Origin of the sequence: Guptibacillus hwajinpoensis (assembly GCF_001039475.1) — a bacterium.
In the GTDB taxonomy this organism is placed as follows: domain Bacteria; phylum Bacillota; class Bacilli; order Bacillales; family Guptibacillaceae; genus Guptibacillus; species Guptibacillus hwajinpoensis.
The window spans coordinates 1,131,303-1,145,470 of record NZ_LELK01000001.1; the positions used below are offsets into that span (position 1 = coordinate 1,131,303).

A 14,168-nucleotide genomic window follows, 5' to 3' on the forward strand; every position below is an offset into this window, starting at 1 on the left:
AAACTCATCCTCCCTGATTATGCTCGTTTCACTATATGTCCACTAAGCTTGCGATATACCTGCTAGTCCGTTATTGCTTCTGTTGCTTCATCCGGTTCTTCAACTGGGGCCTCTTCAGATGATGGAGATTTCAATTCTGCTACTAAATAATCCCCTTTTTTCACAACGCTACCAGGTTTGATTCCCTGCTTTGCTACATAACCAGAACCCATGATGTTAGGTTTTAAATCCATCAATTCGACTAACTTCATAACATCCGCAAGAGACCATCCTGTGAGATCTGGCATCTTTACTTTGTCGCTAGTCTGCAATATGATTCGTTCACCATCAAGGATTTTTGAACCCGCATGTGGAGATTGATTAACTACTTCACCCTCACCAAGTACAAGAACGTCTAAATCTTCCCCAAGCTCTTTTTGGGCTTGCTCACTGTCCATTCCAGTTACGTTTTTTAAAACGGCTCCGTTCTCATCAACCTGTTTATTATTATTCGTTTCTTTCTTTTCCATTGGATCTATATTTAAATATTGAAGACTGTTCTTCATAATTGTATTAAAAATCAGGGATACTGGGTCACTTCCAAGCTCAGGATATTCTAATTGAGGACGATCAACAGCTACGTACACAACTAACTCTGGATCTTCAGCTGGAGCCATGCCAATAAATGAGAAGACATTGTTTCCGTATCCGCTCATATAGCCTTTTGCTCCTTGTGAAATCTGAGCTGTACCGGTTTTACCTGCAATCGTATAACCCTCTATATCATAAGCCGTTCCTGTCCCTTCAGTTACAACGGAACGGAGAATTTCTCGTGTCTGCGTAGCCGTTTCTTCTGATATTGGCTCCCCTACTACTTCCGGTTCATGATTAAGCTTTACTTTATTGGAATCAGGATCGACGATTTTCTCAATAACGTAAGGCTTCATCATCTTTCCGCCGTTTGCAATAGAAGTTGCTGCCTGAACCTGCTGAATAGGAGTGATAGTTGAGCCCTGACCAAATCCAGTTGATATCCGCTCAAGTTCTCCCCTGTAAGTGATTTGTGAAGTTCCTTCACCAGGTAAATCAATTCCAGTTTTCTTTTCAAATCCGAACTCTGACAAATAGTCTTTATAGCGATCGAATCCGAGCTTTTCTTTCACAAGAATGGATGCTGCTACGTTTGACGATTTTCGCATTCCTTCATCAAAACTAATGACTCCCCAACCTTCTCCATTGTTGTGGTCGGGTACACTTCCACCAGGTACTTTATATCTACCTGATTGATAAAACTCATCACCGTTATATACGCCCTCTTCAATTGCTGCAGCGAGTGTGAATATTTTCATCGTTGAGCCTGGCTCAAATGATGAAATAGCCATGTTTGTATAATTCGAGATATCTCTTAGATTCGGATCAAATGTCGGACGATTGCCCATTGCGAGGATTTTCCCTGTATCCGGATCAGCGACAATCGCTGTCATTCGTTCTGGATTATACGCTTCCTGAGCTTCGTCCATCGCTCTTTCCATAAACAGCTGAATTTTCTCATCAATCGTTAAATAAACATCATTTCCACTTTTAGAAGGTGTTATATTCTCATTCCCATAAGGAAGTCTAAAGCCTTGCCTGTCACTTTGGTATGTTTCTTTACCAGGCTGAGGAACAAGATACTTGTTCAATTGATTCTCGAGTCCAAGTAATCCTTCTTGTACACCCTTATCATTCTCATTTGTAAATCCAAGAACGTGTGACGCGAACTCTTCATTTGGATAAAGTCTCGTCTTTGTAGGAATAAACCCAACCCCTGGTAAGTCCAGTTCTTCGATTTGCTCTTTCTTAGTGAGACTTAAATTCTTTCCAGAAGAGCCGAATTCGACTTGAAACACTTCTTCTCTAGAAAGAATCTCTTTAATATCCGACTCTTTCATTTCAATGATTGGCGCAAGTTTTGATGCTGTTTCGTCAATGTCTTTTACATGTTCATCATAATTCTCATCTAAGATTGCCCTTAATGTAAATGAAGGGATGTCTGTTGCTAGTTCATTTTCTCCAGTTCGGTCGAAAATCGTGCCTCGATCAGCTTCGAGTATTTTACTTCTCGTCCATTTCTCTTGACCGAGTTCCAATAAATCTACTTTCTCTCCATTTACTCCTGATACTGCATGCGTCCATTCGATATAGAAAAAACGTCCGATAAAAGCAAAAAAGAGCAGGACAAATAGTGACATTAAAATCGCTGCTCCAACATTAATATGTGAGTTCTTATTTGTTTCTTTCATTTCAGTGCAAACCTCCGAAATTATGATCCCTTGTTGACTACTTCTACGTTCTGATCATTCAGCTTCATGCCTAGTTCATTCTGGGCAATATCCATAATTCGATCTGGTGCACTTAGTCCTGATACTTTCACCTGTAATTCTTCGTTCTGTTTCATTTGAGCACGCTGTTCAGATTCTACTTGTTGAATGCTCGTATTCAAATTGTAGATAGATGCATAATTCGAAACCATAAAAATAGACGCTGCCACAAACGCTAGTACAAGCATCATCCAGAGCAATTTCTCTCCTTTAGTTATACGTCCACGTTCAATATATACGGCTTTCTGCTTTACTTCAACTTGCTTTTTCTGTGTTTGCTGCTGTTGATACTTATACGCCAGGTTACTCATTGTTTTCCCCCTTACACCTTCTCTTATTTTTCTCTTTACGCTTTCTCTGCAACGCGAAGTTTGGCTGATCTTGCGCGTCGATTTAATTCTTGCTCTTCTTCAGACGGTAGAATCGGCTTTCTCGTAACTAACTTCATTTCAGGCTGATATGCATCAGGAATAATCGGCATCCCTGGAGGAAGTTCTGGACCTGAAGCTGCTTCCTTCATTGTTGTCTTACAAATTCGATCTTCAAGAGAATGGAACGTAATGACACTAATTCGACCACCGGGATTCAAGATAGACATGCCATCAATGAGAGCTTGCTCGAATACTTTAAGTTCATCATTTACAGCAATTCGAATGGCTTGAAAAATCCGTTTAGCCGGGTGTCCCCCTTTCCTTCTCGCAGGAGCTGGGATTGCATCCTTAATAATATCAACAAGCTCGAATGTGGTTTCGATCGGTTTTAGGTCTCTTGCTTTTTCAATTTTGCGAGCAATTTGTTTTGAAAACTTTTCTTCACCAAATTTGAAAAAAATCGAGACGAGGCGTTCGTACTCCCACTCATTCACTACTTCATAAGCTGATAAACTGGAAGATTGATCCATCCTCATATCAAGTTGTGCATCATGCTGATAACTAAACCCTCGTTCGCCTTTATCAAGCTGCGGAGAGGAAACACCGAGATCAAACAAAATGCCGTCAACACCGTCAATACCAAGGTCAGAAAGCGCTTCTTTAATAAAGCTGAAATTCCGTTCGATGACAGTCAGCTTACTTTCAAACCCTGCTAGTGTTGTTTTGGCATTATCAATGGCCCACTGGTCCTGGTCAAATGCATACAGGTGCCCTGTAGTGAGCTTGTCCAGTATCGCTTTTGAATGGCCACCGCCACCAAGCGTACAATCGACATAAATACCATCTTCTTTAATATTTAATGCTTCAACTGCTTCTTCTTTAAGTACTGTAATGTGTTCAAACATCGCTACACCTTAACCTTCATTCCATATTGATCTTCTACAAATCGAAATCCATCATGCTTTCCGCGATCTCAGAGAACGATTCCTCTGAGGCATTGAAATACTCTTCCCAAACTGACTTATTCCATATTTCAAGTCTGTTGGATACACCGATGACAACACATTCTTTCTCAAGTCCGGCATATTGACGTAAAGTACCTGCAATGTTTACCCTGCCCTGTTTATCCAATTGGCATTCAGTAGCACCAGAGAAAAAGAATCGGGTAAAAGCACGAGCATCTTTCTTTGTAAAAGGAAGTGTCTTCATCTTCTCTTCAAGGACTTCCCATTCATTCATCGGGTAGCCAAAAATACATTTATCTAGCCCGCGGGTTAAGACGAAGGTTTCACCAAGTTCTTCACGAAACTTAGCGGGAATAATCATTCTGCCTTTTTCATCAACAGTATGCTGATATTCCCCCATAAACATGGCTTTCTCCACCTCTCCCACTTTCTACCTCTAAGTTACCACAACTCCCCACTTTTCACCACTAAAAAATTAATTCGTACTCCAACACAAAAATCCTGCTGTTAGGCAGGATTTTTATTCAAATCTATTCAATTTGTTTTTTATAGGGTCTTTTCTAAAGCTCGTTCCTAAAAGTTTGTAGCTTTTGTAAGAATTTTTATATAAAAGGCCACACTTCGCAAATTGGAGCGGAAGGATGCTCGACTCCTGCGGGACTAGCGGGACTGGTGAGACCCCACAGGAGCGTAAGCGACGAGGAGGCTCAAGCGTCCCGCGCCGCGGAAAGCGAGCATCCTGGAGCGGAAATTAACCGCAATAGCGAAATGTCTACGAAAAGAGCCTTTTACAAAATAACGACTTTATGTTTTTCGTTGAAGGTGAAATCAAGCTCCATTAAGCGATCAACAAAATCGAGTCCGTGCCAGTTCAAGAAGTAGACGGCGTTCCATTTCCGTTCCTGCGGTGCGCCATTCGGCTTTAAAGCAAGTCCAATCTCATCAAATTTAGCAAGATCATTCTCATGCTTGTATTCAATTGAACTATACAATTTGTTTTGAAGAAGGTCGAGCTGTCTTTGGAGAAAACGACCATTTTTCTCTGCATACCTCTCAAGTCCGCTGTCAACAAGCTTCGTCAGGTCTTGTAAGTCCCTATGAATGTCTTCTACTTTTGCTTTCGCGTCTTTAAACGTACTACCGATCCCCACATCATCAAGGTCACTAACATAGTTGTCTTTGAAAGAACTAATGCCTGACTGCAATACTTCCTCCAGTGATAGCGACAAGTCCGATAAATGTTTCTGAACGTGACGTTCAACAAAGGTAAACGTTAAACGAGGAACGATAATAGGCATTTTATAATCAAATATTCGGAAGGCTGGCTTTAGTAGCGCCCAGTAAGCTAGCTCTCCTGGCCCTGCTACAAACGCGAGCACAGGAAACATCGCGTCTTGCATTATGGGGCGAGTGATAACGTTATTACTTAATTCATCTGGATGATCATGAGCAAGATTGAGCAGGTCATCTCTTGTGAAAGTCGCCGTAGCCGTTTTCCCTTCGAATCCAGACCCACTTCTTTCTAACAGAATCCGCTCTCCTTTTACTTGGGCGAATAAATTCGCCTGATGCTCGTCAAGTTCGACTCCAATTGGATAACCCTGTTCTTCAAGGTGATTCCCCTGCTTAATGACTGCTTCATTGATCTCCTCATTGTTATCAATCATCTTCTTAAAGGCATCAACTTGAAGTTCACGAAACTCAGCATTTCCAGAATCAACAAGCACAAGCCCGTGCTTAGAGAAAAGCTCTGCCATCATGAAACAGAAATGATCCACAAATGTATTCGACTTATTTGTAACGTCTCCAAGCCATTTCTCTAGATCTTTTGTAAAAGAAGTTTCTCCAAAACGTTGAAGCACCTCTCTAGTCCAGTCGTTGAGCTTATTTTGATCGAGTGCTATGTCAGATAACGCTTGCTTCGTAAATTGCTTTTGAGGTACAGCCTCTTTCTTCTCACGGTTCTTATCATACGTAAAGATATGATTCACTTCATGATAATCATGATCCTCTCCAGCAACCCAGAAGATAGGTACAACTGGTACACCAAGCGCTTTCTCTTTTTCTTCAGCAAGTTTAATCACTGATAAAGCTTTATTAATGGTATAAAAGGGGCCAGTTAAAACACCCGCCTGCTGTCCTGCTACGACAGTGACAGCGTTACTCTGAGTTAAACGCTCAATGTTTTTCATTGCACGGGCATTAGCATTATACTTCGCATTGAATGTTCTCAGGTGAGCTGTTAAGGAAATACGATCGTGATCACGTTCCATTAGCTCCTTATATCTGTCTTCATATGATGTTAAATCCTGATATGTATAGTCAAAAAAAGCCGAGATGTTTTTCTTCTCAGCGATGTAATCTGTTGCAATTACATTTGATCCTGGAAGGAATGTTTCTGTGAGTTTCATTAAAATTTCTTCCTTTCTTGACACAAATGCGGAACTCCGCCTTTTTAATCCTTAGTTAGTATATCAAACTTCCTGACACCTACCAAAAAAAAAGCTTATGAGTTAGACCGTAATGATACGGTGAACTAACCCAATAAGCAAAAGAACGATATAGGAAGTGGAAAACAATAAAAAGTTAAAACGCCACGCTCCTTTAATAACCTTATGAATTTGAATGTCCTCTTTTGTTTTCCAGTGAAGAACCGTAAATCCTACCGCAGCACCTATCATAAGAAGTAAAATCACCCATAAAAAGGAGTGACCAAATAATTCTACGATGATGAAATGAACACTTAGGATGAAAAAAATCGTCGAGATATCCACAGCAAGACGAAAAGAAAACTTTTTCTTCCGCGTCATTTTGACAGTCACAATGTACACGAGGTACCAGGCGAGAAGTGGTAAGGTTATAGCTGTAGCCACAATCCACGCTAGAACGTTTTCCATTTAAGTACACTCCCTTCTTTAATCTATCTTCTTCTCGAGCCCTTTAATACTGTCATATACAAATCTCGAATAAGGAGCATCTAGCCCTTTTAATTCCGCTTGCTTAAGGATTACTCCTGTAATGGCATCAATTTCAGTTAAGCGCCCTCTCTTTAAATCAGCTAGCATAGAAGATGTATTCCTTGCGGTTTTAATGCAGACGGCTTGAACATTGCTAAGAGCCTCCTCATAGTCGAGGTTAAGCACTCGAGAGGATTCTTTAACTAATTCTCTTAAAATCGTATAAAACCTTGCATTCGTGAGCAATTCACCATTATCTACATCAAAGATTCCTGTTAATGGATTAATGGCACAGTTTACGACAAGCTTACGAGCTAACATAGAATTCCAATCTCTCACATAGTAGATGGGAAAGTCCTCTTTCGAAAGAGAATGTAATGGATACGGTACTCCTTGATAAGTACTTACTTCGATCGTGCCTTCTCCAGTATGAAGAACAGTCACATCATCAAGTTTTTTTGCTCCATGATTAATAATCCCAACTAATATATTGTGGGATAAGGATTTAAGATTCTCAATATGCGCCATTCCATTCTGAATGAATAGCATATCTGGAATATCTTCTCCATATATCATTCGGATATGTTGAACAACAGATGAGACCTGTTGTGATTTCACAGCTATAATAAGTAAATCAACTTTGTGATTTTGAAGCTCAGATGTTGCCTGGACTGGAACCCTTCGTACCATTGTCCCTCTATATTCAATACCTTCTGTGTTGATTTTATTGGCTTGTTGGATGTGGTGGCAAACCATTGTCACAGTATGATTTGCTATGGAAAACTTTGCAGCTAACAGCAATCCGATTGAGCCTGCTCCAATAATTGTTATCTTCAACAGTATTCCCGCCTTTATAGGTCTAATGACGCATGCATTTCTTAAAGTTTAGCATATGTATTTCATTTTTATTATAAAAAAATCCCTTAACAGTTAAGTTAAGGGATTTACTTGAGTTTTATACAGGATAGACAGGGTGCTTTTTATCAGGTGCAGCTACTTCTTTTTCCTCGTAATAGGATAAGCGATCAACTAACACTTCCCGCAGTTCACTACCAGGCACAATGTCATCGACAATCAGTTCTGAAGCAAGTTTGTAAATATCAATATGTTCTTTGTATTCTTGATGCTTCGCTTTCACATATTCCATCCGCTCTTTCGGATCTTTAATCGCATTGATCTTATTAGCGTAGACTGCATTCACTGCAGCCTCTGGTCCCATTACCGCAATTTGCGCGGTAGGGAGAGCGATGCAGCAGTCTGGTTCAAAAGCTGGTCCAGCCATAGCGTATAAACCTGCGCCGTATGCTTTTCTAACGACGACTGAGATTTTCGGAACTGTCGCAGAGCTCATAGCAGCAATTAATTTCGCGCCGTGTCTAATAATTCCAGCCGTCTCCACTTTTGTTCCAATCATAAATCCAGGTACATCAGCTAGAAACACAAGCGGAATATGGTAAGCATCACAAAGCTGAATAAATTTCGCACCTTTATCAGCTGAATCAACGAACAGAACGCCACCTTTTACCTTTGGCTGATTAGCAATAAGACCAACAACACGCCCATCGATCCTTGCGAAACCTGTAATTAATTCTGGGGCAAAAAGCTTCTTCATTTCGAAGAAACTCTCGCCATCAACGAGCGCATCAATTAAATCATACATATTGAATGGGGCATTTTGATTCTCAGGAACAATATCAGTAATTGATTTCTCAAGAGAAGGTAGTTTCCCTTCTAAATGAGGCGTTCTTTTATGGAAATTGCCTGGAAAATAACTAAGATAGGTTCTTCCAAGCTTGATGGCATGCTCTTCATTTTCAGCAAGAACATCACCACATCCACTTGTACTGCAGTGCATTCTAGCGCCACCCATTTCTTCAAGCGTCACTTTCTCACCGATTACTTTTTCAGCCATTCGTGGTGACCCAAGATACATGGAAGCATTTTTGTCGACCATGATCACAATGTCACAGAATGCTGGTATGTAAGCTCCGCCTGCTGCGGATGGTCCAAACAGAAGGCAAACTTGAGGAACCATTCCAGACATTTTCACCTGATTATGAAAGAGTTTACCTGCGCCACGTCGATTTGGAAACATTTCAAGCTGATCGGTAATACGCGCACCGGCAGAGTCAACAAGATAAAGAAGAGGAACTTTAAGATTCATAGCTGTTTCTTGAATGCGAATAATTTTTTCTACTGTTCTAGCACCCCACGAGCCAGCTTTTACTGTCGAGTCATTTGCCATCACACAAACTTTTTCGCCGTTCACCTTACCGATTGCCGTTACAACACCATCAGCAGGGAGGTCACTTGCGTGGTTATTCGCAAATTTACCATCTTCTGTATATTGCCCGTTATCAAATAAGAGGTTCAGCCGATCACGCACAAAGAGTTTATTTGATTCTTTCAACTTTTGATGGTATTTCTCTGCACCACCAGATTCAATCTCGTTCGCTTTCGTTTGTAACATTTCTTCCAGATGGTTCATTAAGCATCCTCCTTCTATTTCCATTTAGATCGAGCGCTCGTTCAGCATAGATTCTTACTTAATTTTTACGAGAACATCACCTTCGTTAACAAAGTCCCCAATCGCAACATTCACTTCCGCTACCGTTCCTTCTTCTACTCCTTCAATAGGAATCTCCATCTTCATTGATTCAAGCATTACGAGTTCCTGTCCTGATGTGATTGAATCCCCTTCTGCTACCATTACATTTAAAACCGTTCCTGCCATAGATGCTTTTACTTCTTGCATGTTGATCATCCTTTTCTCTGTTTATTTTTAGCTCTTTTCGCAGACATTGTTGCTATAAGAGTGGATTCATTTCCGCTCCAGGATGCTCGCTTTCTGGGGCGGGCGGTGAGACTCCTCGTCGCTAACGCTCCTGTGGGGTCTCACCTGTCCCGCTAGTCCCGCAGGAGTCGAGCATCCTTCCGCTCCAATTAGCGAAGTTTGGTGTTTTATTTGTTTCAAAAGCAACAATCTTTTAGAAAATAGCCTTATTTTTTGACTGTAAGATTCTCAGATAAGTAAGCTGTTGAATAATTCCCTTGCTGAAACTTCTCTTCTGCTAGTAACTTTGCAAAAAGAGGGCTATTTTGTTTGATTCCGGTTAATGAAAAACGTTCAAAAAACGCCTGACCTATTTTGATTGCCTCATCTCGTGTTGATCCATTTACGATGATTTTCGCTATCATCGGATCATAGAATGGTGAGACAGTTGAGCCACTTTCATATCCTGAATCGATTCGAACATTTTTCATTTCAGGGAAATGAAGTGTTTCGATCTTTCCTGGTGATGGCATAAATGTGGAAGGATCTTCTGCGTATAATCTAAACTCAATACTATGACCTGTTGGCATTATGTCTTCTTGTTTCAATGGAAGAGATCGACCTTCCGCTACAAGAAGCTGCCATTCTACTAAATCGACACCAATTGTTTCTTCAGTAATTGGATGTTCGACCTGTAACCTCGTATTCATTTCAAGGAAGTAGAAATTCTCGTTTTGATCCATTACAAATTCTACGGTTCCAGCATTTGTATAACTTACATGCTCTGCAGCTGCTTTGGCTGCTTCACCAATTCTAGCTCTTGTTTCACTAGATATGAATGGAGAAGGTGTTTCTTCAAGTACCTTTTGGTTTCTCCTCTGAATTGAGCAATCTCTTTCATAAAGATGAACAAGATTACCTTGTTTATCACCAACGATTTGAACTTCGATATGTCGAGCCTGGTCAATAAATTTCTCAACAAACATAGCTCCATTACCAAAGTAAGCTTTTGCTCTGTTTTGACTAGAAGCAAAGGCTTTCTGAAGTTGCTCATCATTCTCACAGCGTTGCATGCCAATACCGCCTCCACCAGCTGCTGCTTTTAACATAACTGGATAGCCGATTTCATTTGCATATGAGATAGCCGCTGTGACATCTTCAATCTCAGAACTACCGGGTACAACAGGAACACCCGCTTCGATCATTGTTTTTCTCGCTGTTATCTTATCCCCCATTGATTCAACAACATCTGCTGATGGACCAATGAAAGCTATACCATGCTCCTCTACTTTTCTTACAAAGGATGCATTTTCTGACAGGAATCCATATCCTGGATGAATCGCATCAACATTCTCCTCTTGAGCGATTTTCAAAATAACTTCCTGATTTAAGTATGACTTTGCTGCAGGCGGATCGCCGATTTCATATGCTTTTGTTGCTTGTCTTACATATGGGAGATCTTTGTCTGCACTCGAATAAACAGCAACTGTTTCGATATTAAGTCTGCTGCACGTACGTATGATTCGTTCTACAATTTCACCACGGTTTGCAATTAGGATTTTTTTCACATTTTCGCTCCTCTCATAACAATAACGTATGGATGGGTTGAAAACCCTTACATTTATCATATCATTAAATGAGCATCACGTTTCAACAAATATTCAAATTATTCCTTTTAGACTTTGTTTTTTGAAATGCGGAAAAGTTGAATGTTTTCAGGTATAATAGAATAGTGAAGATTCTATTTATTTCACAGTAGACACGATAGAAAGCAATTTTTCAGAGGGGGTCGCTATGGTAGACTTGACAGTACGTCCACTTGTAATCAATTACAAAACTCTAGAAGAGTTTAAGAAATTTAAAGAGTATGGGATTCAAGAGCTTTCTATGATGGAAGATTTGCAAGACAATATTATTGAAAATGACAGCGAATCTCCATTCTATGGCATTTACTTTGGAGATACGCTCGTGGCTAGAATGAGCTTATATCGCATCGATCAGAAATATGATCGATATTTCGATCCTCCACAAGATTATCTTGAACTATGGAAACTTGAAGTACTTCCTCAATATCACAATCGTTCTTACGGATCTACACTAGTAAATTTCGCTAAAACATTTAATGTTCCAGTGAAAACGAATGCTAGACAGGGATCTGGAGAGTTCTGGGAGAAGATGGGGTTTGAAGCTGTAACGTATCACCCAGAACGTGATCGTGGCGAAAACCCATATGTATGGTACCCTGACGGTGTTTCAGAACAAGAATAACTAGAAAGGAGCCGCCCACGTCGGGCCGCTCCTATTTTTTTACTTTCTCTAAATTCCCATTAGCATCCATTTGAAACCGCATGCTCCCCTGATCTTCTTCCTGGAAAATGACCATCTTTCTCGCCTTTTCCATTATCTCTAACAACGATTGATAATCTTCCTGGACAGTCATATACTCTTTCTCTAGCTGATGAAGATGCTGTTTAAGTTGTAGATTTTCAGCAAGAGTTTCCTGTAATGACGCTTCATTTTTTGCTAATTCAGAAAAATAGGATTTGGATTTAATGAGTAGATCAATGGCTTCATCAATTAAATCCAGACTTTGATCTTCACAAGCTAATTCAAGGTTATATTCTGGCTGGCTTTTCTTTTGCTCTTTGCGCTGTTTTTTTGCAAGGGTAATGGCAGGCTCATATTGCTTTCGAATTAATGAATTCCATCTAAAACCACAAGCAGCAGGCGTTCGTGATAATTTTTTGCCTACTTCTTCAAATGCCGCAAGTTGTGTACTTGCTTCTCTAATATGCCGTAAAACGACTTCTGCTAGTAGAACATCTTCATCTTTTGACCATGCATCCTGGCGAATTGGTACCAATCGCAATCCCCCCAATAACCGTTTTACAGTCATCTTATGCTTTTGATAGATATAGTAGACTTTCAGATTTCAAAAAGAAGTATTTTATTATGATTGTTTTTTCTTTCTATTCAAAAATGCCTCAACAGCGATATGGTGCTCATCCTTTGCCCACAGTCTGGCACAATTCCTAATCTCTTGTTCAATTCTCTCAGAGAGTTTATCTTGATCTAGACGAGACAACCAATACATTTTATAAGAAGAGAGAATCGGTGAAGATCTCTTGAATAGATTCCCAATGTATTCATAAGCTTCTGAGTGCCAGTTAGCTGATTTTGTTATGTAAGTCATGTATCCTTTTTCGAATGCCTCTTCAGCTGAATAACGATCGGCGCTAATTAACATTTGCATGGCATGATCCGACTTCATTCTTTCTAGCGCAAATACTGTACCTCCCCAACCGGTGGTAAGTCCTATCGAGCCTTGTATGAACCCTACTTGAATGTTACTTCTTGAAATACGAAAGTCGCATGCAATAGCAAGCTCAGAACCTCCCCCAACAGCATGACCATTCAAAAGCGCAACGGTTGGTTTCTTACAAAGAAACAGTCGTTCTAGTACAGTGCCCATCTTCCTTAGCATCGGATAAGCTTCTTCTTCTGTTCGCAAATTGTGAAACTCACGAACGTCTCCACCACTACAAAAAGATTGCTCTCCACTTCCAGTCACAATGATATAGCTTACGGAAGAATCAGCCTCCGCTCTACTGATCGCTTCTAACATTTCCTCCATCACATCATAATTAATGGCATTCCTCTTAAGAGAACGGTTAATCGTAAGAATAGCAGCTCCATCTTTTCTACTTTCTAAAAGACTGGACATGTCGAACCTCCTACTAAAATTAGGTATAAAAAAAACAGAGAGATTTCTCTCTCTGTTTCACTAAAATTACTTACTTACTACGTTCTCACCTTTGTAATTTCCACACTCTTTACAAACACGGTGAGAAAGTTTGAATTCGCCGCAATTAGGGCATTTTACCATTCCTGGTACTTCTAATTTATAATGAGTACGACGCTTATTTTTACGCGTTTTAGAAGTTCTTCTAGCTGGTACTGCCATTGTTTCCACCTCCTTAAAAAGTTAACTAATTTCACAGAAGTTATATTTACCGATTAGTTATCTTCATTTTCCTTATTGAAAAAGTCAGCTAAACCGGCCATACGCGGATCAACCTTTTCTTTTGGTTGCTCGCGAGTAATAACTTCCCATCCATTACCGGATTTTTTTGGCATTTCTTCTGATTCGGAGCTGTATTTCACTACTCGAATCGGAATCTCCAAAAGTATATTTTCCTTAATATACGGAACTAAGTCAACCGTATTTCCCGAAACTTGATGAATTTCTTCATCTTCCACCTCAAAATCAAGGCCATTTGTGTTTGCTTCAAGCACAAATGTCTCCATTGGACGAAGTACGAACGGGAAATCTACATCTTCAAGTGTATTGGCGCATGGAAGAACCATTTTGCCTTTCACTGTGAGATGAAAGGTAACCTTATTACCGTGAAACGACGCTTCACCGGTAACATGAACTGGCGTAATCTCACGGATATCCGTATTACGTTCCTTCAGTTCCTCTACATTCACTTCTTCGTCAATTGTAAGACCTTTCAGTTTAAAGGACTTCAATTGTTCAATTGACCATTTCATCTGTCTATCACCTCAAGGCAACAAAAGTATTATAGCTACAAAATACATAAATGTCAATATTTTTTCTTTACACCAGTTGTTATAGAAAGCTTATTGGTATAGTCTTAATCATACCAGAGTAAAAACACTGAATTCAACTAATTAAAATGAAGCTGAATTTCATAGAGGATAAACTAGACATTCATTCATTGATCGTCCTCTATCATTTG

General features: G+C 40.0%; 15 protein-coding genes. 1 reads left to right on the forward strand and 14 read right to left on the reverse strand.

The genetic code is table 11. The annotated features are described in order from the left end of the window. Positions 1-62: 62 nt before the first annotated feature. The 10 genes from AB986_RS05715 to AB986_RS05760 all read right to left on the reverse strand — a co-directional run bounded on the left by AB986_RS05715 (position 63) and on the right by AB986_RS05760 (position 10,973). A complete protein-coding gene (locus AB986_RS05715) occupies positions 63-2,261 on the reverse strand; it encodes a PASTA domain-containing penicillin-binding protein (RefSeq protein ID WP_048309896.1) in 2,199 nt (732 codons plus the stop codon). Positions 2,262-2,281: 20 nt separating this feature from the next. Continuing rightward, positions 2,282-2,650, reverse strand: a complete 369-nt coding sequence (ftsL, locus tag AB986_RS05720; RefSeq protein WP_048309897.1) for a cell division protein FtsL — start codon at positions 2,648-2,650, stop codon at positions 2,282-2,284. 35 nt (positions 2,651-2,685) lie between these two features. Further along, positions 2,686-3,615 (reverse strand): 16S rRNA (cytosine(1402)-N(4))-methyltransferase RsmH, encoded by a 930-nt coding sequence (rsmH, locus tag AB986_RS05725; protein ID WP_048309898.1) that lies wholly within the window; start codon positions 3,613-3,615, stop codon positions 2,686-2,688. Positions 3,616-3,649: 34 nt separating this feature from the next. Beyond that, the gene (mraZ, locus tag AB986_RS05730) at positions 3,650-4,081 is read right to left on the reverse strand and encodes a division/cell wall cluster transcriptional repressor MraZ (protein ID WP_048309899.1); all 432 of its coding nucleotides are present in this window, start codon (positions 4,079-4,081) and stop codon (positions 3,650-3,652) included. Positions 4,082-4,463: 382 nt separating this feature from the next. Further along, complete coding sequence (gene bshC / locus AB986_RS05735; RefSeq protein ID WP_048309900.1) at positions 4,464-6,086, reverse strand: bacillithiol biosynthesis cysteine-adding enzyme BshC; 1,623 nt, start codon at positions 6,084-6,086, stop codon at positions 4,464-4,466. Positions 6,087-6,188: 102 nt separating this feature from the next. Further along, on the reverse strand, positions 6,189-6,572 hold the full coding sequence (locus tag AB986_RS05740; protein WP_048309901.1) for a DUF3397 domain-containing protein: 384 nt from the start codon (positions 6,570-6,572) through the stop codon (positions 6,189-6,191). A gap of 18 nt (positions 6,573-6,590) precedes the next feature. After that, positions 6,591-7,469 carry a 2-dehydropantoate 2-reductase gene (locus AB986_RS05745; protein WP_048309902.1) on the reverse strand — a complete coding sequence of 293 codons (879 nt, stop codon included), beginning with the start codon at positions 7,467-7,469 and terminating at the stop codon, positions 6,591-6,593. Positions 7,470-7,587: 118 nt separating this feature from the next. Further along, positions 7,588-9,120: an acyl-CoA carboxylase subunit beta gene (locus tag AB986_RS05750; RefSeq protein ID WP_048309903.1), complete on the reverse strand. Its 1,533-nt coding sequence runs from the start codon at positions 9,118-9,120 to the stop codon at positions 7,588-7,590. Positions 9,121-9,174: 54 nt separating this feature from the next. Then, positions 9,175-9,387: a biotin/lipoyl-binding carrier protein gene (locus AB986_RS05755; protein ID WP_048309904.1), complete on the reverse strand. Its 213-nt coding sequence runs from the start codon at positions 9,385-9,387 to the stop codon at positions 9,175-9,177. 245 nt (positions 9,388-9,632) lie between these two features. Continuing rightward, positions 9,633-10,973: an acetyl-CoA carboxylase biotin carboxylase subunit gene (locus AB986_RS05760; protein WP_048309906.1), complete on the reverse strand. Its 1,341-nt coding sequence runs from the start codon at positions 10,971-10,973 to the stop codon at positions 9,633-9,635. A gap of 226 nt (positions 10,974-11,199) precedes the next feature. On the opposite strand from AB986_RS05760, the gene AB986_RS05765 reads away from it, so the two are divergent. Next, complete coding sequence (locus AB986_RS05765) at positions 11,200-11,673, forward strand: N-acetyltransferase (RefSeq protein WP_048309908.1); 474 nt, start codon at positions 11,200-11,202, stop codon at positions 11,671-11,673. Positions 11,674-11,704: 31 nt separating this feature from the next. Here the strand turns inward: AB986_RS05765 and AB986_RS05770 are convergent, their stop codons facing one another. The 4 genes from AB986_RS05770 to AB986_RS05785 all read right to left on the reverse strand — a co-directional run bounded on the left by AB986_RS05770 (position 11,705) and on the right by AB986_RS05785 (position 13,959). Continuing rightward, entirely contained in the window at positions 11,705-12,268 is a 564-nt protein-coding gene (locus tag AB986_RS05770; protein WP_152670927.1) for an RsfA family transcriptional regulator, read from the reverse strand. Between the two features lie 87 nt (positions 12,269-12,355). Beyond that, entirely contained in the window at positions 12,356-13,129 is a 774-nt protein-coding gene (locus AB986_RS05775) for an enoyl-CoA hydratase/isomerase family protein (RefSeq protein WP_048309911.1), read from the reverse strand. 66 nt (positions 13,130-13,195) lie between these two features. Beyond that, a complete protein-coding gene (gene rpmF / locus AB986_RS05780) occupies positions 13,196-13,369 on the reverse strand; it encodes a 50S ribosomal protein L32 (protein WP_048309912.1) in 174 nt (57 codons plus the stop codon). Positions 13,370-13,422: 53 nt separating this feature from the next. Beyond that, positions 13,423-13,959: a YceD family protein gene (locus AB986_RS05785; RefSeq protein ID WP_048309913.1), complete on the reverse strand. Its 537-nt coding sequence runs from the start codon at positions 13,957-13,959 to the stop codon at positions 13,423-13,425. Positions 13,960-14,168 lie beyond the last annotated feature (209 nt).

Excerpts from the sequence above, each read along its gene's own strand:
- ftsL (WP_048309897.1), bottom strand. The coding sequence starts at position 2,650 with ATGAGTAACCTGGCGTATAAGTATCAACAGCAGCAAACACAGAAAAAG.
- AB986_RS05750 (WP_048309903.1), bottom strand. The coding sequence starts at position 9,120 with ATGAACCATCTGGAAGAAATGTTACAAACGAAAGCGAACGAGATTGAA.
- AB986_RS05765 (WP_048309908.1), top strand. The coding sequence starts at position 11,200 with ATGGTAGACTTGACAGTACGTCCACTTGTAATCAATTACAAAACTCTA.
- AB986_RS05785 (WP_048309913.1), bottom strand. The coding sequence starts at position 13,959 with ATGAAATGGTCAATTGAACAATTGAAGTCCTTTAAACTGAAAGGTCTT.
- AB986_RS05755 (WP_048309904.1), bottom strand. The coding sequence starts at position 9,387 with ATGCAAGAAGTAAAAGCATCTATGGCAGGAACGGTTTTAAATGTAATG.
- AB986_RS05740 (WP_048309901.1), bottom strand. The coding sequence starts at position 6,572 with ATGGAAAACGTTCTAGCGTGGATTGTGGCTACAGCTATAACCTTACCA.
- bshC (WP_048309900.1), bottom strand. The coding sequence starts at position 6,086 with ATGAAACTCACAGAAACATTCCTTCCAGGATCAAATGTAATTGCAACA.
- mraZ (WP_048309899.1), bottom strand. The coding sequence starts at position 4,081 with ATGTTTATGGGGGAATATCAGCATACTGTTGATGAAAAAGGCAGAATG.
- rpmF (WP_048309912.1), bottom strand. The coding sequence starts at position 13,369 with ATGGCAGTACCAGCTAGAAGAACTTCTAAAACGCGTAAAAATAAGCGT.
- rsmH (WP_048309898.1), bottom strand. The coding sequence starts at position 3,615 with ATGTTTGAACACATTACAGTACTTAAAGAAGAAGCAGTTGAAGCATTA.
- AB986_RS05775 (WP_048309911.1), bottom strand. The coding sequence starts at position 13,129 with ATGTCCAGTCTTTTAGAAAGTAGAAAAGATGGAGCTGCTATTCTTACG.
- AB986_RS05715 (WP_048309896.1), bottom strand. The coding sequence starts at position 2,261 with ATGAAAGAAACAAATAAGAACTCACATATTAATGTTGGAGCAGCGATT.